At 72.7% G+C, this 21994-nt stretch carries 24 protein-coding genes; 13 read left to right on the plus strand and 11 right to left on the minus strand.

The window, feature by feature from the left end; translation table 11 throughout:
* Positions 1–6 precede the first annotated feature (6 nt).
* Complete coding sequence (locus tag CLT75_RS25685; RefSeq protein WP_135242824.1) at positions 7–1233, plus strand: benzoate/H(+) symporter BenE family transporter; 1227 nt, start codon at positions 7–9, stop codon at positions 1231–1233.
* Positions 1234–1240: 7 nt separating this feature from the next.
* Here CLT75_RS25685 and CLT75_RS25690 read toward each other — a convergent pair whose 3' ends face one another.
* The 7 genes from CLT75_RS25690 to CLT75_RS25720 form a co-directional block, all read right to left on the minus strand.
* The gene (locus CLT75_RS25690; RefSeq protein WP_167796965.1) at positions 1241–3145 is read right to left on the minus strand and encodes a bifunctional diguanylate cyclase/phosphodiesterase; all 1905 of its coding nucleotides are present in this window, start codon (positions 3143–3145) and stop codon (positions 1241–1243) included.
* Entirely contained in the window at positions 3132–3755 is a 624-nt protein-coding gene (locus tag CLT75_RS25695; RefSeq protein ID WP_486485268.1) for an RNA polymerase sigma factor, read from the minus strand. Before CLT75_RS25695 ends, CLT75_RS25690 begins: the two co-directional genes overlap by 14 nt.
* The gene (locus tag CLT75_RS25700; protein ID WP_135242826.1) at positions 3752–4045 is read right to left on the minus strand and encodes a hypothetical protein; all 294 of its coding nucleotides are present in this window, start codon (positions 4043–4045) and stop codon (positions 3752–3754) included. Before CLT75_RS25700 ends, CLT75_RS25695 begins: the two co-directional genes overlap by 4 nt.
* A gap of 232 nt (positions 4046–4277) precedes the next feature.
* Positions 4278–4643 (minus strand): hypothetical protein, encoded by a 366-nt coding sequence (locus CLT75_RS25705; RefSeq protein WP_135242827.1) that lies wholly within the window; start codon positions 4641–4643, stop codon positions 4278–4280.
* Between the two features lie 29 nt (positions 4644–4672).
* The gene (locus CLT75_RS25710) at positions 4673–4921 is read right to left on the minus strand and encodes a hypothetical protein (protein WP_026268772.1); all 249 of its coding nucleotides are present in this window, start codon (positions 4919–4921) and stop codon (positions 4673–4675) included.
* Between the two features lie 77 nt (positions 4922–4998).
* Positions 4999–5469, minus strand: coding sequence for a large conductance mechanosensitive channel protein MscL (mscL, locus tag CLT75_RS25715; RefSeq protein WP_135242828.1), 471 nt, complete (start codon positions 5467–5469; stop codon positions 4999–5001).
* A gap of 40 nt (positions 5470–5509) precedes the next feature.
* On the minus strand, positions 5510–6193 hold the full coding sequence (locus CLT75_RS25720; RefSeq protein ID WP_135242829.1) for an FCD domain-containing protein: 684 nt from the start codon (positions 6191–6193) through the stop codon (positions 5510–5512).
* 49 nt (positions 6194–6242) lie between these two features.
* Between CLT75_RS25720 and CLT75_RS25725 the strand changes: the two genes are divergently transcribed.
* Positions 6243–7511 carry an MFS transporter gene (locus tag CLT75_RS25725; RefSeq protein WP_135242830.1) on the plus strand — a complete coding sequence of 423 codons (1269 nt, stop codon included), beginning with the start codon at positions 6243–6245 and terminating at the stop codon, positions 7509–7511.
* 10 nt (positions 7512–7521) lie between these two features.
* On the opposite strand, the gene CLT75_RS25730 is transcribed toward CLT75_RS25725, so the two are convergent.
* Entirely contained in the window at positions 7522–7878 is a 357-nt protein-coding gene (locus CLT75_RS25730) for an STAS domain-containing protein (RefSeq protein ID WP_135242831.1), read from the minus strand.
* A gap of 159 nt (positions 7879–8037) precedes the next feature.
* Between CLT75_RS25730 and CLT75_RS25735 the strand changes: the two genes are divergently transcribed.
* From CLT75_RS25735 to CLT75_RS25760, 6 genes are read left to right on the plus strand one after another with little or no spacing between them, the layout of a single operon-like run.
* On the plus strand, positions 8038–8898 hold the full coding sequence (locus CLT75_RS25735) for an STAS domain-containing protein (protein ID WP_135242832.1): 861 nt from the start codon (positions 8038–8040) through the stop codon (positions 8896–8898).
* Positions 8898–9308 carry an STAS domain-containing protein gene (locus tag CLT75_RS25740; RefSeq protein ID WP_135242833.1) on the plus strand — a complete coding sequence of 137 codons (411 nt, stop codon included), beginning with the start codon at positions 8898–8900 and terminating at the stop codon, positions 9306–9308. Before CLT75_RS25735 ends, CLT75_RS25740 begins: the two co-directional genes overlap by 1 nt.
* Positions 9305–9724, plus strand: coding sequence for an ATP-binding protein (locus tag CLT75_RS25745; protein WP_120572138.1), 420 nt, complete (start codon positions 9305–9307; stop codon positions 9722–9724). Before CLT75_RS25740 ends, CLT75_RS25745 begins: the two co-directional genes overlap by 4 nt.
* On the plus strand, positions 9721–10734 hold the full coding sequence (locus CLT75_RS25750) for a SpoIIE family protein phosphatase (protein ID WP_135244130.1): 1014 nt from the start codon (positions 9721–9723) through the stop codon (positions 10732–10734). The genes CLT75_RS25745 and CLT75_RS25750 overlap by 4 nt, the downstream gene beginning before the upstream one ends.
* A complete protein-coding gene (locus CLT75_RS25755) occupies positions 10731–12077 on the plus strand; it encodes a sensor histidine kinase (RefSeq protein ID WP_135242834.1) in 1347 nt (448 codons plus the stop codon). Before CLT75_RS25750 ends, CLT75_RS25755 begins: the two co-directional genes overlap by 4 nt.
* 2 nt (positions 12078–12079) lie before the next feature.
* On the plus strand, positions 12080–13618 hold the full coding sequence (locus CLT75_RS25760; RefSeq protein ID WP_135244131.1) for a SpoIIE family protein phosphatase: 1539 nt from the start codon (positions 12080–12082) through the stop codon (positions 13616–13618).
* A gap of 44 nt (positions 13619–13662) precedes the next feature.
* Here CLT75_RS25760 and CLT75_RS25765 read toward each other — a convergent pair whose 3' ends face one another.
* Positions 13663–14451, minus strand: a complete 789-nt coding sequence (locus tag CLT75_RS25765) for a helix-turn-helix domain-containing protein (protein WP_135242835.1) — start codon at positions 14449–14451, stop codon at positions 13663–13665.
* 31 nt (positions 14452–14482) lie between these two features.
* On the opposite strand from CLT75_RS25765, the gene CLT75_RS25770 reads away from it, so the two are divergent.
* From CLT75_RS25770 to CLT75_RS25785, 4 genes are all read left to right on the plus strand, one after another.
* Positions 14483–15049, plus strand: a complete 567-nt coding sequence (locus tag CLT75_RS25770) for a TIGR03086 family metal-binding protein (RefSeq protein ID WP_135242836.1) — start codon at positions 14483–14485, stop codon at positions 15047–15049.
* 71 nt (positions 15050–15120) lie between these two features.
* The gene (locus CLT75_RS25775; protein WP_135242837.1) at positions 15121–15657 is read left to right on the plus strand and encodes a PadR family transcriptional regulator; all 537 of its coding nucleotides are present in this window, start codon (positions 15121–15123) and stop codon (positions 15655–15657) included.
* Positions 15654–16355: an ABC transporter ATP-binding protein gene (locus tag CLT75_RS25780; protein WP_135242838.1), complete on the plus strand. Its 702-nt coding sequence runs from the start codon at positions 15654–15656 to the stop codon at positions 16353–16355. The genes CLT75_RS25775 and CLT75_RS25780 overlap by 4 nt, the downstream gene beginning before the upstream one ends.
* The gene (locus CLT75_RS25785; RefSeq protein WP_135242839.1) at positions 16352–17863 is read left to right on the plus strand and encodes an FtsX-like permease family protein; all 1512 of its coding nucleotides are present in this window, start codon (positions 16352–16354) and stop codon (positions 17861–17863) included. Before CLT75_RS25780 ends, CLT75_RS25785 begins: the two co-directional genes overlap by 4 nt.
* A 4-nt stretch (positions 17864–17867) precedes the next feature.
* On the opposite strand, the gene CLT75_RS32790 is transcribed toward CLT75_RS25785, so the two are convergent.
* Both CLT75_RS32790 and CLT75_RS25790 read right to left on the minus strand, forming a co-directional pair.
* Positions 17868–18011, minus strand: coding sequence for a hypothetical protein (locus CLT75_RS32790; protein ID WP_167796966.1), 144 nt, complete (start codon positions 18009–18011; stop codon positions 17868–17870).
* Between the two features lie 33 nt (positions 18012–18044).
* Complete coding sequence (locus CLT75_RS25790) at positions 18045–20141, minus strand: S9 family peptidase (protein WP_135242840.1); 2097 nt, start codon at positions 20139–20141, stop codon at positions 18045–18047.
* A 100-nt stretch (positions 20142–20241) separates the two neighbouring features.
* On the opposite strand from CLT75_RS25790, the gene CLT75_RS25795 reads away from it, so the two are divergent.
* A complete protein-coding gene (locus CLT75_RS25795; RefSeq protein ID WP_135242841.1) occupies positions 20242–21861 on the plus strand; it encodes an FAD-binding oxidoreductase in 1620 nt (539 codons plus the stop codon).
* Positions 21862–21994: the final 133 nt, after the last annotated feature.

Genomic DNA, 21994 nt, shown 5'->3' on the forward strand with positions numbered 1-21994 from the left:
GAGAGCATGGGCGGCCGGCTTCAACCCGTCCTGGCCGGCGTGGTGACCGCCCTGGTCGGCTTCGCCAGCTCGTTCACAGTCGTCCTGGCCGGCCTGCGCGCGGTCGGCGCCGACCCGGACCAGGCCGCCTCCGGCCTGCTCGCGCTCTGCGTCGCCAGCGGCGCCTGCGCGGTCTGGCTCGGCCTCCGGCACCGGCTGCCGCTCGCCATCGCCTGGTCCACGCCGGGCGCGGCGCTGCTCGTCGCCACCGGGCCGGTCCCCGGCGGCTGGCCCGCAGCGGTCGGCGCCTTCCTGCTCGCCGGGCTGCTGATCATCGCGGCTGGGCTGATCCCCGCGCTCGGCCGCGTGGTCGCCGCGATCCCCGCCCCGATCGCCTCCGCCATGCTCGCCGGGGTGCTGCTGCCGCTGTGTACGGCCCCGGTACGCGCCCTCGTCGAGGTGCCCCGGCTGGCCGGGCCGGTGGTGCTGGTCTGGCTGCTGCTGCACCGGTTCGCCCGCCGCTGGGCGGTACCCGGCGCGCTCGCCGTGGCAGTGGTCGCGATCGCGCTCACCACCACAGGCCCGGCCCGGCTGGACGCCGCACCCGTCGTCGCGCTCACCGCGCCGGCCTGGACGCTGCCCGCCGTCGTCGGGCTCGCGCTGCCGCTGTTCCTGGTCACCATGGCCGCCCAGAACGTGCCCGGCACCGCAGTGCTCGCCGGGTACGGCTACCGGGCCCCGCTGGGCTCCGCGCTGCGGGTGACAGGCCTCGCCACCGCCCTCGGCGCCCCGGCGGGCGGCCACGCGGTGAACCTGGCCGCGATCACCGCCGCGCTGGCGGCCGGCCCGGACGCCCACCCCGATCCGGAGCGGCGCTGGATCGCCTCGGTCACCGCCGGGATCGGCCTGGCACTCCTCGGCCTGGGCGCCGGCGCGGCGACCGCCCTGGTGCTGCTCTCCCCGCCGGTGCTGGTCGAGGCCGTCGCCGGGCTCGCCCTGCTCGGCGCGCTGGCCGGCGCGGTCACGGCGGCGGTCGCCCAGCCGGACGCGCGGGAGGCGGCCGTGGTGACGTTCGTGGTCACCGCCTCCGGGGTGAGCCTGCTCGGGGTGGGCGGCGCGTTCTGGGGACTGGTAGCGGGCTGGCTGATGCTGCTGCTGTTCCGCCGCCGCGCGGTCGCCCCGCCGGTCGCATCCCCGCCGGTCGGGTCGCCCGAGGCGGAGCCCGCCCCGCCGCTTGCCGCCCGGCCCGGGTGACGAACTGTCAGCCCATTGCGGTCTGCTGAGGCGGAAACCGCAGTTCGAGTTCGACCGTCTGAACGTTCTCCTGACTTATCGTTATCGGTTCCGGCCGCCCGATGTGGTAGCCCTGAGCGAAGTCGACCTCGGCGGCGCGCAGAAGGTCCATGGTCTCCTTGTCCTGGACGTATTCGGCGGCGACACGGATGCCGAGCGTGCGGCACAGTTCGACCAGCGCCGACACCACAGCCTGGTCTGCCGACGATCGGCAGAGGTCGACGATGAACGCTCCGTCGATTTTGACAAGGTCCACGGGCAGGTATTTCAGGTGAGCGAGAGCGCCGTATCCGGTGCCGAAGTCGTCGAGTGCGAGCTGGCACCCGAGTCCTCTGATCCCGGTGGCGAAAGTCAGGGCCTCGTTCCGGTTCTCGATAAGCGCGGTCTCGGTGATTTCGAACGTCAGGCACTCTGGCTTGACATTGTGCCGATGGATCGCCTCGGTCACGAAGGCGAGTAGTCCCGGGTCGGCGAGCGACTTCCCGGAGATGTTGACCTGATAGTGGGAGGTCTGGGCTCCGCGGCCAATCAGTTCCAGGGCGTGGTCGACGACCCATTTGTCCACCGACAGGATCTCACCCACACGCTCGGCCATGTCGAGAAAGGCCCACGGTGCGACCGGCTCGCCGGTGTCGCTGCGAACCCGCAGCAGAATCTCGTGGCGGACGATCTGGTTGAGTTCCAGATCGACGATCGGCTGGGCGTACAGGGCGAAACGGTTTGTCGAAACAGCGCCCAGAATCCGCGAACGGCAGCGCTCCGTCCGCTCCCTCTCGGCGGCCGGATGCTCCAGGACCTTGACGTCGGTCGCGCTCCGGCGTGCGTCGCGGGCCGCGTGCTCGCCGTCGATGAGAAGGTCGAAGCCGGTGTCCGGGATGTCGCTGCCGAAATGGACCACACCGGCCGAGATATTGAGCCGCAGTGGCTTCTGGCGGACGCTGAAGAGATGATTCCGGAACTTGTCGACGATCCGCGCGGCCAGGGCCTCGGCTGTCCCCGCTTGTTCTTGTCCGGCAAGTAGTAAGCCCCACGAGCCGGAACCCACCAGGCCACTGGTCACGTCGTGCCCGACAGCCGTGCGCAGGGTCCGGGCGATTTCCGCCGTCAGTTGGTCCCGGTCCTCGTCGGTGAGTGCGTCGGGCAGGCGTGTGGCGGGTTCGGTTGTCACGACGATCAGGGCACCGCCGCTGGTGCGACGCGCTCTGTCCACCTCGTCGATGACGTAGCCCCGGGTCTGTAGTCCAGTGAGCATGTCCCGTACGGCCAGATCGGCGCCGAGCATCTGACTGCGCACAGCGAGCCGACGTTGCTCCTGGCGAGCGAGCTCAAGTGTGGTGATGTCCTCGCAGGTGGCGATGATGCCCGCCGGTCGGCCTGCATCGGTCAAGATCTCAAGGTGGCAGTGCAGGTAGCGGACGCGGCCGCCCGGCTGTACCACCCGAAAGCCGATCTCGCCGGGGCGGCCCTGCTCCCACGCCGCCCTCACCGCAGCACGCACACGCCCGACATCGGCACGATGGACGAGTTCGAAGAGCGTCTGCGGGGTGAGGCGGAGCGTCCCGGGCGCATGGCCGACGATCATCGCCATCTCGTCGGACCACGAGAGTCGCTCGGAAGGCTCTGCCTGGCTACCCCCGAGCAACCAGGTGACCGTGCCCCGCTTCGCGAGCTGGGCGGCACGCGCGACCCTGATGGCCTCGTCAGCGTCCCACGTCAGCGGGTCGACAAGATCGGTGGCCGTGGTGGTGAGGCACCCGTCCGCCAGGGAGCGGTCGTACCGGCTCTGCACGGTCCGTGCGACACGGCGTGCGCGGGCGAGCTCCAAGGGGCTGGGGCTGGCTTGAGCGAGCGCCAGGATGTCATCGAGATCCACGGTCGCCCCCTTGGCGTCGGCCATTCTCCGAACGGGTGAAGCCGGCGCCCTCGGCCAGTTCGCACAACCTCTTCTTGGCTGCTGTCTTGTAGGAGCGGACGCTGTTCTCGGTCAGTCCGAGGATGTTCGCGATCTCCTGGTTGGAGAAGCCCTCCTGCGACATCTGGAACACTTCGGCGTGCCGAGCCGGCAGTTGGTTCAACCAGCCTCGCAACGTCTCCTGCGCTTCCCACGCGCCTGCGATGTCCGATTGCGGCAACAGTGGTAGGTCTTCCGGCGCTACCACTGCTTCCCGTTGACGCCGCTCGTGATCCTTCAGCAATTTGTACCGGGCCGTGCATATGATCCAGCCGATCCGTTCGACGTGGTCACGAAGCTCGGACCACTTGACTCGACCGTGTAGATACGCATCCTGAAGTGCGTCCTCCACCGCCTGACGATCTTGCCACCGCGACCTGAGGATTCGTTCCACCGATTGGTAGGACTCCTCCATGAAGCGAGTGAACTCCTGATCGTGGGCGTCTTTCAGGCGGGCTGCTTCGACCTCGCGCAGAGTGTCGCTGTCGGTGCGACGGGGTGTCAGAGCGGCTGTGCCCTTGATGTCGGTCACGCCGCCTCCTCGACGGCCTCGGTCTTCGACGCGCTGCGCCCACCCAACTCGACCTCTCGATGCCCGTCGCGATCGCGTTCCACGATCCGCACCACGTCGTGGTCGGCCTCTGCCAGCCGAATCAGCCATGTCACCCGGGCTGTCGTGCGTGTTGTCGCCTCGCGTTCCTCGTTTATCCGGGCCCGGTACGCCACGTAAGCCCGCACCAGGCCCGCCACCACTCCGGCGACGGCTACGGCCGCGGCCACCACCTGGTACCCGGTGAGCGGTTCTGCCAACGCTTCGTTCATCGTTCCCCCTCGACCCCCTTGGTTCGCCAATAACTATCCGTGGCGGAGGGTCGATGTAGATACGTGAGCGCGCGCAATGTTTTTGAAGATCAATGATCAAGGCATTCATCTGCGATTAGAGCGCAAAGTCATGCCATTGAGACTCTGTGCAAGCGGATGGCGAGCGCCTTTCGGGGCAACTTGCATTGATCATTCATTACCGTGGGTGATAAATGCATCACCTCTGCCGGGGTCACTCCTCGGCGGGCAGCTCCGCGGCCGGGACGGTGAGGCGCACCGCGCCGTCGCTCACCGCGGCGATCCGTTCGGCCAGCACGTAGACCGCGCCGGTGCGGACCAGCTCGGTGGAGACCTTGAGGTAGCCGTCGCGCAGCAGCCGGGCGGCCAGGTCGGCCGGTACGTCCGGCTCCTCGGCCGCCGCCGACTCGATCAGCTCGTCCAGGCTGCTGCCCGGGTCGACCGGTGCGGGCGCCTGCACGGTCACCGCGGCCGGGTCGCCGCGCTGCACGAGATCGACTGTGCCCACCTCGACGCCTGCGGAGTCGACCACCCGCATGCCGGTGGTGACCCGGGAGACGGTGTCCTGCTGCTGGCTCATGCAGAAGCGGTTCCCGGGGCGCGCGGGCGCTAAACGGACGGGGCCCAGCCGCCCGGCGGGCGGGGGGACAGCTCGCGCCAGGTGTCGGTGCCGTCCAGCAGCGCGCGGACCGTCTCCTCGGCCTCCTCGACGCTGGCGTGCTCGTAGAACCGGGAGACCCCCTCGGCGCCGCCGGCCCGCTGCTCCACGTGCCAGCGGTCGCCGTCCACCCGGAGGAAGACGTCACGCCGGGCGAGGCGTCCCCATTTCCCGTTCCACCAGTGCCTGCGCTGCTCCATGCCGGGACTCTATCGAACATGTGTTCGATACACGTCGGCCCCCGCGGGATTCCCGCGAGGGCCGATCGGCTATGGCGTCAGCGCGGCGCGGGCGGCTCCTGCCGGCGGCCGAGCACGTCGTCCAGGGCGCTGCGCTGGCCGGGGGTGCCGTGGTTGCCGGCGAGCAGCGCATCCCGGATCTCGGTGAGCAGTTTGACCTCCTCGCTCGGGGCGGAGGGCGGCGGCTCCTCGCCGCGCTTGCGCCGCTCGGCGAGCCTGTTCATCGGGTAGACGACGAGGAAGTAGAGCGCCGCCGCGGTGAGCACGAACGTGATCAGCGCGTTGACGAAGGCCACCCAGTCGAACGGGATGCCCCGGAACATCGGCGTCGAGCCGCTGAGCCCGTCCTTGTTGCCGGTGATCAACACGATGAACACGCGTACCAGCGGTTCCAGGAACGACTTGGTGAGCTGGGTCACCACGCCGGTGAACGCGGCGCCGATGACGACACCGACCGCCAGGTCGACGACGTTGCCGCGCATGATGAAGTCTTTGAAGCCCTTGAGCATCCGTACTCCCGTGCCCTGATGAGTCTGCGTCGGGGACAACCTATGCCCCGGCGGGCCCTTCGAGAAAAGCACCGGCCTCGATCGCCGCCCGCTGCGGGTCGGCGGCCCGGATCGCCTCGACCAGCCGCCCGTGGTCCACGTACCGCTCGGGGGTCAGCGCCTCGCCCATCGCCTGGGCCACCGTGCTGCGCAGCGCGACGCCGACCGAGGCGTACAGCTCGGCCAGCATGGCGTTGTGCGCGGCCGCCACCACGACCGTGTGCAGCGCGGCGTCCGCCTCGACGAACTCGTCCACCCGGCCGCCGCGCCACGCGGCCTCGCGGGCCGCGAGCGCGCCGTCGAGCGCCGCCAGGTCCTCGGGGGTACGCCTCAGCGCGGCGAGCCGGGCGGCCTCCACCTCGAACGCGCGCCGGACCTCGACCACCTCGGTCATCCGGTCGTCGGTGAGCCGGCGGGCCACCACCGGCGCCAGCTCGTCTGTCGACACCACGTACGTGCCGGAGCCCTGCCGGCACTCCAGCACCCCGGCGTGCACGAGTGCCCGGACCGCCTCGCGGACGGTGTTCCGCCCCACGCCGAGCGCGGCGACCAGTTGCGGCTCGGTGGGGATGCGCCCGCCCACCGGCCACTCGCCGCCGAGGATCCGTTCCCGGAGCTGCTCGATCGTCTGCCGGACCCGGTGACCGCGCGGAGGCACGGCGACGGAATCCACGGCGGGTGTCACGGGTTACACCTCGTGCCGAAATTCATCCCATGATTGTAGGTTCGAGGTCATGACTCCGCCACCTGCGCCCGCCGCGACAGTGCCCGCACCGGGCGTCGCATCCGCGGTCACCCCCACCCCGGCGCCGCGCGCGATCCGAGGTGGCCTGCTCGTCCTGACCGGGATGCTGCTGGTCGCGCTGAACCTGCGGGCCGCGGTGACCAGCCTCGGCGCCCTGCTCGACGAGATCCGGGTCGGGCTGGGGCTGTCCGGCGCGATGGCCGGCCTGGTCACCACGCTGCCCACCATCGCGTTCGCCGGGCTGGGCGCGCTCACCCCGTGGCTGGTCCGCCGCTGGGCCGCACCCCGGGTGCTGGTGCTGGCCATGCTGGCGCTCACCGCCGGGCAGGTGCTGCGCGCGGTCACCGGCTCGGCTGCCGTCTTCGTGCTCACCAGCGCGCTCGCGCTGGCCGGCATCGCGGTGGCGAACATCCTCCTGCCGATGCTCGTCAAGCAGCACTTCCCGCACCGCACCGGACTGGTCACCGGGGCGTACACGATGGCCCTGACGGTGGGCACGACGGTGGCCGCTGCCTCCGCGGTGCCGGTGGCGCACGCGTTCGGGTCCTGGCGGGCCGGACTCGGCATCTGGGCCGGGCTGGCCGCGCTGGCCGTCCTCCCGTGGGTGCCGCTGGCGCTGCGGGCCCGCGCCGCGCGACGGAACGCGCCCCCGGCGGTGGCCGTCGCCACCCCGGCCCGGGTGCAGCCCGCCCGGACCCGGCTCGGCTGGGCGATGGCGGTGTACTTCGGGGCGCAGTCGCTCAGCGGGTACGCGATCATGGGCTGGCTGGCCCAGCTCTTCCGGGACGCCGGCTACCGCCCGGAGGCGGCCGGGCTGCTGCTCGCCGGCGTGACCGCGCTGGGCGTGCCGGTGGCGCTGATGATGCCGGCGCTGGCCGGGCGGCTGGCCACGCTCCGACCGCTGGTGCTGTCACTCACCGTGTTCTCCGCTGCCGCGTACACCGGTCTGGCGCTGGCCCCGCACGGCCTGGCGCCGCTGTGGGTGCTGCTGCTGGCGCTCGGCCAGGGCGCGTTCCCGCTCATCCTGACCACCATCGGGCTGCGCGCCCGGACCGCCGAGGGCACCGTGGCGCTGTCCGCGTTCGCGCAGAGCACCGGGTACGTGATCGCGGCGCTCGGACCGCTGCTGGTGGGCATCCTCTACGAGGCGACCGGCGGCTGGACCGCCCCGATCGGCTTCCTGCTGGTGGCGCTGGCCGTGCAGACGGCGGCGGGCATGGTGATCGCCCGTCCCCGCTACATCGAGGACGAGCGCTGAGCGGGATCGGTCAGGAGGAGGCCGGGGTGGGATCGCCCGCGACGGCCTGCTCCACCGTCGGGTACGTGTGCAGCACCTCGACCAGACCGCTGACCTCGAGGATGCGCAGCACGCCGCGCTGCGGGGCGGCCAGCCGGACCACGCCGCCGACCTCGTCACAGTTGTTCTTCGCCCGGACGAACACCGACAGGCCGGTGGAGTCGCAGAACGAAACCTCGGCCAGGTCGAAGACGAGGCGGCTGCGCCCCTTGTCCAGCAGATCCGTGATCTGGTCCTGGAGCTGCGGTGCCGTGGCCATGTCCAGCTCGCCCGCGACCGACACGACGACCACGTCGCCGCGCTGTTCCGTGTGCACCGTCAAGGACATTCGTCGACCTCCTGTGTTCGGGGGAAACGGTATCCCACGATGGGCGCGCCGCGCAGAACGGGAGCGGTCACGGGTGCGGTCGATCATTCTTTGCTCCGCGACAAGTACCGCGTCAGCCTCCGGTGATAGAGTCCGCCCGTCCAAATCAGGGAGGTCACCATGGCGTTGAGCGCCGAACAGGGTGGTCGGCTCGCCCACCTGCTCAGTCAGCACGCGGACCGGTTGACCAACCGCTGGACCGAGATCGTCGCGAGTTCGCTGCGCGGCCGTCTGAGCCGGGCCGAACTGGCTCGCCAGGTGCAGGAGCTGCACCGCGCGCTGATCGACGCCGGTCGGCAGGGCGTCGCCGACCTGGCCGACGAGCACGGCGGTGAGCTGCGTGCCGTGCTGTCCGAGCTGTCCACGAACCGGGCCCGGCAGGGGTTCTCCGCCACCGAGACCGCGATCAGCGTGTTCGCACTGAAGGACACCCTGCTGGAGGTACTGGAGGAGGAGAAGGGCGACGAGACCCTGCGCGACTTCGTCGCCTTCTCCGCGCTCGTCGACCAGATGGGCCTGTTCACGTTCGAGACGTTCGTCCGCGCCCGGGAGAGCCTGATCGCCGACCAGGCGGAGCAGCTGCTGGAGCTGTCCACCCCGGTGGTGAAGCTCTGGGAGGGCGTGGTCGCCGTCCCGCTGGTCGGGACGCTGGACTCGGCCCGCGCCCAGGTGGTGATGGAGCGGCTGCTGCAGACGCTCGTCGACACCGGCTCGCCGTACGCGATCATCGACATCACCGGCGTGCCTGCGGTGGACACGCAGGTCGCGCAGCACATCCTCAAGACCGTGGTGGCCGCCCGGCTGATGGGTGCCGACTGCATCATCTCCGGCATCCGCCCGCAGATCGCGCAGACGATCGTCGCCCTCGGCATCGAGTTCGGCGACATCGCCACCAAGGCGAGTCTCGCCGACGCGCTGCGCCACGTGCTGCGCCTGACCGGGGTCGAGACCACCGCGCGCCGCTCGCGCCGGGAGTCCTGATGGAGCGGGTGCCGATCCTCAAGATCGGCGACATCCTGCTGGTCTCCATCCAGGTCGACATGTCCGACCAGACGGCGATCCAGTTGCAGGAGGACCTCGCCGAGCGGATCGTCGCCACCGGCTGCCACGGCGTGATCATCGACATCACGGCGCTGGACATCGTCGACTCCTTCGTCGGCCGGATGCTGTCCACCATCGCGTCCATCTCCAAGGTGCTGGACGCCGAGACGGTGGTGGTCGGCATGCGCCCCGCCGTCGCCATCACGCTGGTCGAGCTGGGGCTGTCGCTCAACGGCATCCGTACCGCGCTGAACGTCGAGCGCGGCATGGAGCTGATCGCGGCCAGCCGCGCCGACGAGTGGGACGAGGCGGCCGACGACGAGGACACCGAGACGACGGCGACGGCATGACCACGGGCGTCGACCTGGGTGTGCCGGCGACGCAGGCGATCCGCAGCGACGAGGACGTGGTGCGGGTCCGGCAGTTGGTGCGTACCACCGCCGTCGCGGCCCGGCTCTCCCTGGTCGACCAGACGAAGCTCGTCACCGCCGCGAGCGAGCTGGCCCGCAACACGCTGATCTACGGCGGTGGGGGCAGCGCCGAGGTGAGCACCGTCGAGGACGGTCGCCGGCGCGGCGTCCGGATCGTCTTCGCCGACGAGGGACCGGGCATCCCCGACCTCGACCTGGCGCTCACCGACGGCTACACCACCGGTGGCGGGCTGGGCCTGGGACTGAGCGGCGCCCGCCGGCTCGTCGACGACTTCGACATCCGTACGGCTGTCGGCGAGGGGACGCGGATCACCGTCACCAAGTGGTCGCGATGATCGCCGACGTGGTGCCCGACCACGGCATCTGGTTCCGGGTCGACACCGGCGCGACCGCCGGCAGCGTACGCCGGGCGGCCGAACGTCTCGGCCGGCAGCTCGAACTGAGCACGTCGCGCGTCGCGGACCTGGCCATCGTCACCGCCGAGATCACCAGCAACCTGGTCAAGCACGCCCGCGAGGGCACGCTCCTGATGCGCCCCGCGCGCCGGGGCGGGCAGGCCGGGGTGGAACTGGTGGCCATCGACTCCGGCCCCGGCATGGCCGACCTGACGCTCTCCTCCGTCGACGGCCACTCCACCGCCGGGACGCTCGGCATCGGGCTCGGCGCGATCAGCAGGCAGTCGAGCCGGTTCGACGGCTACTCGACGCCCGGCCGGGGCACTGTCCTCGTCGTCCAGGTCTGGGACGCCGCTCCGCCGGAGCCGGACTGGGCGGCCGGACTGGCCCGGCCGATCACCGGGGAGCAGACCAGCGGCGACGGCTACGCGGTCCGCCAGGTCGACGGCCGGCGGCAGGTGCTGGTCTCCGACGGGCTGGGCCACGGACCGCTCGCCGCCGCCGCCACAGGTGCCGCCGTGTCCGCGTTCCGCTCCGCGCCGGACGGGCCGCCGGACGTCGTGGTGCGGCACCTGCACGCCGCCATCTCGCACACCCGGGGCGCCGCGCTCGCGGTGGCCGAACCGGATCCGGCCGCCGGAGTGCTCCGCTACGCCGGGCTCGGCAACATCGCCGCGATGATCGTCGCGCCGGCCGAGCGGCGGCGCGGCCTGGTCTCGCTGCCGGGCATCGCCGGGCACCAGCGCCCCACGATCCGCGGGTACGACTACCCCTTCTCGCGCGACGCCACCCTGGTCATGCACAGTGACGGGGTGGTGGATCGCTGGGACCTGGACGACTATCCCGGGCTCGCCGGCCGCACCCCGCTGCTGGCCGCCGCGACCCTGCTGCGTGACGCCGGCATCCGGCGCGACGACGCCTGCGTCCTGGTGGCCCGGGGGGCGGCATGACCGAACCCCTCCTGCACCTCGCGCTCCGGGTGGAGCAGGACATCTTCCTGGTCCGGCAGCGGGGCCGGGAGGTGGCCGCGGCGGTCGGGCTGGAACATCAGGACCAGGTACGGATCGCCACCGCGCTGAGCGAGGTGGCCCGGGAACTGCTGCACGGGGCCGACGGCGCGGACGTCACGTTCGCGCTCGACCGCGACGCCGTGGGCCGCCGGATCCTCCAGGTGGACCTGTCGCCGCTGCGTCCGCTCCCCGGCGGACGGTACGAGCCGCAGTCCGGCGCCGTCGCGCGTCTGGTGGACACGTTGCGGGTGGTGGCGGTCGATGGCGATACGGTCGTGAGGATGTCCCGACGAGTGCCCGACCACGCCGAGGAGCTGACGGCTGATCGCGCCGCCGAGCTCCGCGCCGAGCTGGCCGAGCGCGCGCCGGGTTCCGCGCTGGACGAGTTGGCCTCCCAGAACGCGCAGCTCATCGCCGCCCTCGACGAGGTACGCAGCCAGCGCGACGAGCTGGCGGTGCTCAACTCCGAACTCCAGGAGACCAACCGGGGCGTGATGGCGCTCTACAACCAGCTCACCGAGGAGCTGGAGGAGACCAACCGCGGTGTGGTGGCGCTCTACGCCGAGCTGGACGAGAAGTCCGCCCAACTGCGGGCCGCGAGCGAGTCGAAGAGCCGGTTCCTGGCGAACGTCAGCCACGAGCTGCGTGCCCCGGTCACCGCGATCATCGGCCTGGCCCGGCTGCTCGCCGACTCCGCCTCCGACCCGCTCACCGGCGAACAGGCCCGCCAGGTGGGGCTGATCCGCTCCTCGGCCGGCGACCTGCTGGGGCTGGTCAACGAGCTGCTCGACCTGGCCAAGGCGGAGTCGGGCCGGATCGAGCCGGACTGGTCCGACGTCGACCTGCGCGCCGTGTTCGGGCAGTTGCGCGGCACGCTGCGCGCGCTCGCCTCCCGCCCCGAGGTGGAACTGGTGGTCGAGGAACCGCCCGCCCCGGCCACTGTGCGCTCGGACGAGGTGCTGCTCGCCCAGGTGCTGCGCAACCTGCTGCACAACGGGCTGAAGTTCACCGAGCGCGGCGAGGTGCGCCTGCGCGCCGAGCGTCGCGGCGACCAGTGGACGCTGTCGGTCACCGACACCGGCGTGGGCATCCCGCCGGAGCTGCGCGAACGGGTCTTCGAGGAGTTCTACCAGGTGCCCGGCACGACCCGGGTCGGTGGCACCGGGCTCGGCCTGCCGTACGCGCGACGGCTGGTCACCCTGCTGGGCGGGACGCTGGAGCTGACCAGCGAAGCCGGCCGGGGCAGCACGTTCACAGTGGTCCTCCCGTCGGGCGGAGCGTGACGGTGGACGGCGGGCCGGTGACCGTGCTTGTGGTCGACGACAGCGGCCCCAAGCGATACCTGCTGGTCAACTGGCTGACCCGGGCCGGCTTCGTCACCGTCGAGGCGGAGAACGGCACGGCGGCGCTGGACCGGGTGGCCCGGGAACACGTCGATCTCGTGGTGCTCGACGTCCGGCTGCCCGACATGAGCGGCTTCGAGGTGTGCGAGCGGATCAAGGAGGCGTACCCGTACATCCCGGTCATCCACGTCTCCGCCCACGCCGTGGACGTGGTGGACCGGGCGCAGGGTCTCACCCGCGGCGCGGACGCCTATCTGACCGAACCGATCGAGCCGGAGGAACTGGTCGCCACCGCCCACGCGGTGCTGCGCTACTACCAGGCCCGGCGCCGGGCCGAGCAGCTCGCCGAACGGCTCGCCGCGCTCGCCGACGCCACAGTCGAGATGCACGCGACACCGAACTTCGTCCGGCTGCTGGAGGCGGCCGCGAGCGGCGCGGCACGGATCTTCAACGCCCCCGCGGCTGTGGTCGCGGAGACGTTCGACGGGGACTGCCTGGCCGGGGTGGCGGTCGACCCGCACACGCCGGCCACCATCGTGCCGTGGGTGGTGGACGACACCGGAGTGCCGATCGGCACCCGGGTACGCGTCGACGAGCCGGCCAACTGGGCGCTGGCCGGCTGGCCGGACGGCGACACCGTGACGGTTGCCGCGTCCCGGCTGCGCGAGGATCGGGCCCCGCTCTACGTGGTGGTGCCGACCGCCACCCAGACCGTCCGCACGCCGGTGCTGGTGCAGCTCGCCCAGGCGGTCGCCTCGGCGGTGGAGGCGCAGCGGTCCTTCGACGAGGAGCACCGGATCGCTGTGACGTTGCAGCGCAGCCTGCTGCCGCAGCGGCTGCCCGACGTGAACGGCCTGGACCTGGCCGTCCGGTACGAGCCGGCGAGCGCGCAGACCGAGGTGGGCGGCGACTTCTACGAGCTGGTGATGCTCGACGGGCACCTGCTGGTGGCGATCGGTGACGTGGCCGGGCACTCGCTGCACGCCGCCACAGTGATGGCCGAGCTGCGGCACGCGGTGCGGGCGTACGCGGTCGAGGGGCACCAGCCGGGCGTGATCCTGGACCGGGTCAACGAGCTGATGCGCACCCTGCTGCCGACCGAGCTGGCCACCATCTGCGTCCTGCTGCTCCACCCGCCGACCGGGCTGGTCCGGCTGGCCAGCGCCGGGCACCTGCCGGCACTGCTGAGCCGGGACGGGCGGGTCGAGTTCGTGACGCAGTCCGGGCCGCTGCTCGGCGTACGCGCGCCGCGCCCGCCGGACCTGGAGTTCGTGCTGCCCGCCGGGGCCACGCTCGTGCTCTACACCGACGGGCTGATCGAACGGCGCGACGCCACGATCGACGACGGCATGGCGGCGCTCGGCGTGGCCGCTACCCGGGTGGACGACGACCTGGACGAGTTCTGCCAGCGGCTGCTCGTCGAGCTGGCGCCGCCGGAGATCCACGACGACGTGGCGGTGGTGGCGGTCCGCCGCCGCTGAACGCTCCTCGTCACCTCCGGCTCCGGAGAGGCGGGGGGCGCGCCTCACTGGTGCAGGGCGGCCAGCGAGCGGGCGTACGCCGCGGGTGACACCCCGGCGACGGCGGTGAACTCGCGGACCAGGTGGGCCTGGTCGGCGTACCCCAGATCGGCGGCGACCCGCGACCAGTCCAGCGGCCCGGCGGCGGCCTGTTCGATCGCTTCCTGGAGCCGGTAGCGGCGGATCACCCACTTCGGACCGACGCCGACGTGATCCAGGAACAGGCGCTGGAGCCGGCGGGTGGAGACGGCGTGCCGCCGGGCGAAGTCCGCCACCCGCAGCACGGTCCGGTCGGCGCGGATCTCCTCGACCAGCGCGGTGGCCTCCGCGGCGAGCGGGTCCGCGACCGGCGACCACGAGGTCAGCAGGGCGTCCAGGCTCGCGCAGCGCTCGTCGTCGGTGCCCGGGCAGACCGGCCCGTCCGGGATCGGGACGCGCCGGCCGGTCAGCTCGGCGACCGGGCGCCGCCAGAACGGCCGGAAACCGCCCGGGCGGAACTGGACCCCGGAGACCCGGCCGGTGCCGTGCAGCGTGACGGTGAACAGGCCGGTGTCGACGCCGGCGATCTCGCCCTGTTCGGGCGCGCCCTCCTGCGCCTGGAACACCACGTTCACGGCGGGGTGCGGCACCACCCGTTGCTCGAACGGCTCGTCCAGGTCCCAGTCGATCAGCCAGTAGTGCTCGACCCAGTGGCGCAGCGCCGGGGCGGCCAGCCGGCGCCGGAACCGCACCTGCCGGCGCAGCCGGTCCGGATCGAGGATGCCCCGGTTGTCGCGCCGCGGTTCGTGTCGCATTTCTTCAAGACCGCCCTCATACGCTGCCCCTATGAGCACGAAGACTAGTGAGCTGCTCGCCGTCGCGGCGCCGCGTACGGCGGCGGTGGTGCGGGGCATCTCGGACGACCAACTCGGCCTGCCCACGCCCTGCCCCGACTACACGGTGCGTGACCTGCTCAATCACCTGTTCGACGTGGTGGTCAACTTCCAGGTGCTGGCACGGCGGGAAGAGGTCGACTGGTCCGGCAAGACCGACCACCTGACCGACGGCTGGCGGGACCGGTTCGCGGCCGAGACGGCGCGACTGACCGAGGCGTGGTCCGACCCGGCCACGCAGGAGGGAGTCTCGCCCGGGATGGGACTGCCGCAGGAGACGGTCGGCCTGATGGCACTGATCGATCTCACCGTCCACGGGTGGGACCTGGCGCGGGCCACCGGTCAGGAGCTGACCGTGGACCCGGCCGTGGCGTCGGCGGGGCACGAGTTCATGGACCGGATGGGCGACATGGGCCAGAAGATGGGCGCGTTCGGCCCGCCGGTGCCCACCGACGCGGCACCGGACGGCATGGACGCGCTGCTCGGACGGGCCGGGCGCGATCCGGCCTGGCCCCGCTGATCCGAACGGCCCGCGTTGTCCCGCGCGGGCCGTTCTTGACAGCGCTATTCACTCAGCGAATAGTAAGGGAGGTGTCCACTCAGCACGTCCTGCTCGGGCTGCTCGCCGCCGGGCCACGCCACGGCTACGAGCTGAAGCGTGCGCACGACGAGCGCCTGCCCCGGGCGCGGCCGCTCGCCTTCGGGCAGGTCTACGCGACGCTGGCCCGTCTGCACCGGGACGGCCTGGTCGTGCCGGCCGGCCAGGAACGCGACGGCGGACCGGACCGGACCGCCTACGCGCTCACCGACGACGGGCGGGCGGCGCTCGACCACTGGCTGGGCACCGTCGAACCACCGATGCCGTACGTGGCGAGCACGCTGTTCGCCAAGGTGGTCGTCGCGCTCCTGGTAGCAGACGCCGGCCAGGCCCGCGGCTACCTGATCGCCCAGCGGCAGGCGCACACGCAGCGGCTGCGGGAGCTGACAGCGCTCAAGACCGCCCCCGGTGCCCGCCTCGACGAGGTGGTCGCCGCCGATTTCGCCATCGCCCACCTCGACGCCGACCTCCGGTGGCTGCACACCACACTGGACCGGGTCGTCGACTGGCACCGGGAGGTGCACTCGTGACGTTCCTGCAAGCGCGTGGCGTGGTCCGCGCGTACGGCCACACGCCCGCGCTGCGTGGCGTGACGCTCGATGTGGCCGAAGGCGAGATCCTCGCGGTCACCGGCCCGAGCGGATGCGGCAAGTCCACGTTGCTGCACTGCCTGGCCGGCATCCTGCGTCCCGACGCCGGTCAGGTCACCTGGCGCGGTGAACGGATCGACACGTGGCCGGAGGCGGCCCGCTCCCGGCTGCGCCGTACCGAATTCGGGGTGTTGTTCCAGTTCGGCCAGCTCGTCGCCGAGCTGACCGCGGCGGAGAACGTCGCCCTTCCGTTGTTGCTCGCCGGCACGGGGCGGCGAGCGGCACGGACGGCGGCGCTCTCCTGGCTGGACCGGCTCGGTGTCGCCGACGTCGCCGACGTCCGGCCCGGCGAGATGTCCGGCGGGCAGCAGCAACGGTGCGCGCTGTCCCGCGCCCTGGTCACCGAACCACGGGTGATCTTCGCCGACGAGCCGACCGGCGCGCTCGACACGCTGGCCGGCGAGCAGGTGCTCACCCAGATCGTCCGGCTGGCCCGCGAGCAGCGCACCACAGTCGTGCTGGTGACCCACGAGCCGCGCATCGCCGCGTACGCGGACCGGGAGGTGAGCCTGCGCGACGGCATGGTCGACCACACCGGGCTCGGGCTCGACCCGGCGCTGCCGGGCGGATCACGGTGAGGCCGGGCACGCTGCTGCGGCTCGCGCTTGCAGGCACCCGCACCGACGTCGCCCGGGTGGTGCTCACCGCGGTGAGCGCCGCGCTGGCGACGCTGGCCGGGCTCGCCGCGCTGACAGTGCTGTCGGTGGTGAAGCCGCCCGGCGATGCCTGGACGCAGTCCGACCAGTACATGAACGCCCTGCTCCGGGAACCCGGCCTGCGTCCCGGTGTCGCGTTCGCGGTGCTGCTGCTCTGCGTACCGGTGCTGGGACTGGCCGGGCAGTGCGCTCGCCTCGGTGCGCCCGGCCGGGACCGGCGGCTGGCCGCGTTCCGGCTGGCCGGCGCCACCCCCGGGCAGGTCACCCGGGTCGCGGTCGCCGAGACCGGCGTGGCGAGCCTGCTCGGCACCCTCGTCGGCCTGGCCGTCTTCCTGGCCGGGCGCCGGCTGCTGCACCGGCCCGACGCCGACGGGCGGCTGCCGCTGCCCACCGACGTGCGTCCGGCCCCGGTCGCCGTGGCCGCCGTGGTGCTCGGCCTGCCACTGGTGGCCGCGCTGGTCAGCGCGCTGCTGCTGCGGCGGGTCACCACCACCCCGTTCGGCGTCGTACGCCGGGTCCGCACCCGGGCGCCCTGGCCGTGGCCGGGCGTGCTCATCCTCGCCGCGCTGGCGATGTTCGCCGCGATCCGCCCGCTCCTGCTCTGGTACGAACGGCGTGGCGCCGTGGCCCCCGACTGGCCGGTCCCGACATTGCTCGTCGTCGGCGGGCTGACCGCGATGATCGGCGTGGTGTCGGGCACCGGCTGGATCTCGTACCAGACCGGCCGGCTGCTGCACCGGCACGGACGCGGCCCGGCCGCCCTGCTCGCCGCCCGCCGGCTGGCCGCCGACCCGTGGGCCGGCAGCCGCACCTTCGCCGCGCTGCTGGCCGCGCTGATCTTCGGTGCCGGTGCCGCGGGACTGCGTGCCGACTTCCAGGCCGAGGCCGAGGTGACCCGCCGCACCGGCTCCGGAATGGCCGACCCGGGCTTCTACCTCGGCGCGATGGACCTGGTCGACCTCGCGGTCCTGGTGGCGATGGCGATCGCCGGCGGTGGGCTGCTCGTGGCGGTGGTCGAGGGGATCACGAGCCGGCGACGGGCGTACGCGGCGCAGGTGGCGACCGGCGTGCCACGGGCCACCATCGGCCGGTCCCTGCTCTGGGCCGCGCTCGCCCCCGCCGTACCCGCGATCGGGCTCGCGCTGACGGTCGGCTACCTGCTGGTCCGGGGCGTCATGCCGGCACCGAGCAACGGCGGCTTCACGCGAACGATCTGCGACGCCGGCACGGAACTGTGCGGCGACCCGGCCACCGCGGCGCGGTACACCCGTACCGAATGGGTGCCGAAGACGACGGTCCCGCCGGACGTACCGTGGGATCAGCTGGCCTGGCTCGCGGCGGGCGGGCTGGCGGCGGTGCTGTGCACGGTCGTGGCCGGCCTGCTGTTCCTGCGCACCGCGACGTCGGTGGAGGAACTGCGCGCGGGCTGAGCGGTCAGCGGCCGAGCAGGCCGGCGGAGCCGGCGACGGCCAGGCCGATCACCGTCGAACAGCAGCAGACCACGAGCGCGGCGGCGACCACCACGAGGAGCAGCCAGGCCGGTGCGCGTCGCGCCGCCGGCTGCTCCTCGTCGCTCATGCGGGCAGTCTAGGTCGGTGCGACGGCCCTTCCTCACACGGTCAGGCCGACGCGGTCGAGGATCCAGGCGTTGACGAACGCCTCCTCGCGCCAGGAGTCGTAGCGGCCGCTCGGGCCGCCGTGGCCCGCGCCCATCTCGGTCTTGAGCAGGTAGTCGCCGGCCGGCGCGAGCGACCGCAGCCGGGCGATCCACTTGGCCGGCTCGTGGTAGAGCACGCGGGTGTCGTTGAGGCTGGTCACCGCCAGGATCGCCGGGTAGTCGGCGGTGGTGACGTTCTCGTACGGCGTGTACGACTTCATGTACGCGTAGACCTCGGGGTCGTCCAGCGGGTTGCCCCACTCCTCCCACTCGGTGACCGTCAACGGCAGCGACGGGTCGAGGATCGAGGTGAGCGCGTCCACGAACGGCACCTGCGCGACGATCCCGGCGAACGCGTCCGGGGCGAGGTTCGCCACCGCGCCCATCAGCAGGCCGCCGGCCGAGGCGCCCCGGGCGACCAGCCGGTCGCTCGCCGTCCAGCCCGCCTTGACCAGGTGCCGGGCGCAGGCCACGAAGTCGGTGAACGTGTTCTTCTTGGCCAGCATCTTGCCCTCGTCGTACCAGCGCCGGCCCAGCTCACCGCCGCCCCGGATGTGCGCCACCGCGAAGATCACGCCGCGGTCGAGCAGGCTCAGCCGGGCGATCGAGAACCACGGGTCCATGCTGGCCTCGTACGACCCGTAGCCGTAGATGACGGCGGGCGCCGAGCCGTCGCGCGGCGTGTCGCGGCGGCAGACGAGCGAGATCGGTACGCGGGTGCCGTCGTCGGCGAGCGCCCAGTCCCGGTGCTGCTCGTAGTCGGCCGGGTCGTACGCCCGCCCGTCCGGCCCGGGACGGACCGGCTTCTGCCGGCGCAGCGTCAGCTCGCGGGTCACCAGGTCGTAGTCGTAGACCGAGTCCGGGGTGACGAGCGAGGTGTAGCGCAGCCGCACCTCGTTCGTGCGGTACTCCGGGTTCGCGTCCAGCCCCACGCTGTAGATCGGCTCGGGGAAGTCGATGTCCCAGCTGTCGTCGCTGCCCACCGGCAGCACCCGCAGGCCGGTCAGGCCGTTGGTGCGCAGCGACACCACGAGGTGGTTCTCGAACGCGTCGACCGCCTCCAGCCGGGTGCCCGGCGTGTGTGGGATCAGCGGCACCCAGTCGCCCGGCGCGTCCGCCGAGGTGTACGCCAGCGCGAAGTCCTCCGCGCCGTCGTTGTGCAGGATCAGGAAGCGGTGGCCGTGGTGCTCCACCGCGTACTCGATGCCCTGACGCCGCGGGGCCACGACGGCGGGCTCGCCGGTCGGGTTGGACGCCGGGATCACCCGGACCTCGCTGGTGATCTTGCTGTGGATGTCGATGACCACGAAGCGCTCAGAGCGGGTCAGCTCGACGCCGACCCAGAACCGCTCGTCGTCCTCCTGGTAGACCACCACGTCCTCAGTGGACGGCGTGCCGACGGTGTGCCGCCAGACCCGGTTCGGCCGCCACGCCTCGTCCACAGTGACGTAGAACAGCGTGGACGCGTCGCTGGACCACGCCGTGCCGTAGAACGTGTCCGGCACCTCGTCCGGCAGTGACTCGCCGGTGGTCAGATCCTTGATCCGCAGCGTGTAGCGCTCGTCGCCGGAGAAGTCGGTGGAGTAGGCCAGCCAGCGCCCGTCCGGGCTGACGTCGAACGCGCCGAGGGAGAAGAAGTCGTGCCCCTCGGCGAGCTGGTTGCCGTCGAGCAGCACCTCCTCACCGTCCAGCGGGGCGCCGTCCGCGCTGACCGGGGGCGCCGTCTCGTCCGGCCGCACCGCACGCCGGCAGTGCACGCCGTACTGCTGACCCTCGACCGTGCGGGTGTAGTACCAGAAGCCGTCCTTGCGGGTCGGCACCGACAGGTCGGTCTCCTGGGTGCGCCGGCGCGTCTCCTCGAACAGCTCCGCGCGCAGCCCGGCCAGGTGGGCGGTGCGCGCCTCGGTGTACGCGTTCTCGGCGTCCAGGTACGCGATCGTGTCCGGGTCGTCCTTGACGGCGAGCCAGGCGTACTCGTCGATCACGGTGTCACCGTGGTGGACGCGCTCGGACGGGACGCGCTTGGCGACGGGCGGTGGGGTTTCGGTCACGGCGCCACGTTACCGGTCGGCAGGCCGCCGCCGGGCTCGCCCGCCGACCGAAACCCGCGACTCGCCGCCAGGTCTTTCGAACATGTGTACGATAACCGCCATGGCGGATGCGGCACGTTCCACCCACCGACTCGGAGCCCTCGACATCACCCGGAAGCTGGCCGCGATCTGCGGCGACCCGTTCGCCCGCTTCGCCGGCCCGGCCGACGAGGTGGCCGGCCGTACCGCCCGATGGGTGGCAGTGCCGGGCGGCCCGCACGCCGCGGCGGAGGTGTTGCGGCTGGCCGCCGCGTACGACCTGACAGTGGTGCCCCGCGGCGCCGGCACGAAGATCGACTGGGGTGCCGCGCCGGCGCAGGTGGACATCATGCTCGACACCGGCCGCCTCGCCGGGGTCTGGCACGAGCCGCGCGACGCGGCGGTGGCCGAGATCGGCGCCGGTACGCCGCTGCGCGCCGTCCAGGCCACGCTCGCGCGCACCAACCGGCGGCTGCCCGTCGACGCGCCCTCGCCGGGCGCGACGCTCGGCGGGGTGCTCGCCGCCGACGAGTCCGGCCCGCTGCGTCACCGGCACGGCAGCCCGTGCGCCCAGCTCGTCGGCGTGCGCTACCTCGACGCCGACGGCGAGTTGGTGAGCGTCGGCGAGTCCGGCACGGAGGCGCTCGGCCGGGCCGCCCCTGGCAGCGGCGGTGGCCGGCCGGGTGGACGCGGTCCGGCGGGCGATGGTGGTGGCGGCGCCGGTTCTAGGCCTGCCGGCGCGGCGGACGGTCTCGGCTGGGATGCCGGCGGTCCGGCGGACGGTCCCGGCTGGGGTGTCGGAGATCCGGCGGCTGGTGCGGGCTGGGGTGCCGGCGGTCCGGCGGACGGTCCCGGCGGAGAACCGGGTCGCGGTGGCGGCGACGCGATACTCGGTCGGGGTGGGGCGGCCGGGCTGGACGTGGCCCGGCTGCTCTGCGGCTCGCAGGGCGGGCTCGGCGTGCTGGTCTCGGCCACCATGCGGGTGCACGCCGTGCCGGCCGGCCGGCTCTGGGTGTCCCGTCCGGTGTGGACGCCGCTGGAGGTGCACGACCTGGTCCGGGCCGTCCTGGCCGCCGACGTCGACCCGGCCGCCGTCGAACTGGACCTGCCGGTGCCGGTGCCGCTGCCCCGCCGTCGCATCCCGGCCACGCACCCGTCGGTGGTCAACCGCCCCGACCATCCCGCCGTGACCGGGCGACCCGCGGCGGGCAGCCTGGTGGTGCTGCTGGAGGGCGGCCCCGCCGACGTGACCGAGCGGGCCGAGCGGCTCACCGCCGTCCTCGGCGCCGAGGCGATGGTCGGTCACCACGCGCCGGAATGGTGGGGGCGGTACCCGTTCGCGCCCGGCGACACCGCGCTGCGCATCGAGGTGCCGATCAACGACCTGCACGCCGCCGTCTACGCGTTGCGCGACGCCACCGGCGGCCCGGTGCCGGTACGCGGCTCGGTCGGCTCGGGCACCGTGCACGCCGCACTGTCCGGCGCGCTCCCGCCCGAGCGGGTCGCCTCGATCCTCACCGCCGTCCGCAGCGTGCTGATCGCCCGGCAGGGCCGGTGCGTGGTGGTGGCCGCGCCGGCGGCGGTACGCCGTGCCGTGGACCTCTGGGGCGAGTTGCCCGCGTTGCCGCGCCTGCGCAGCGCCAAGGCCCACCTGGACCCGCACCACCGCCTGGCCCCCGGTCGTCTCCCCGGCGGCCTCTGACCCACCCGCCCCGCCTCCCCCGCCCGGCCCTGTCCCCGCCGGCCCTCGCCCGGCTCGCCGGCCCTCGCCCGGCCCGCCCTCGCTCGGTGATCAAGGAGTTTGCGTCAGATTTCGCGCACTCCTGAGCCACAAA

The sequence above is a fragment of the Micromonospora sp. CNZ285 genome (assembly GCF_004637285.1).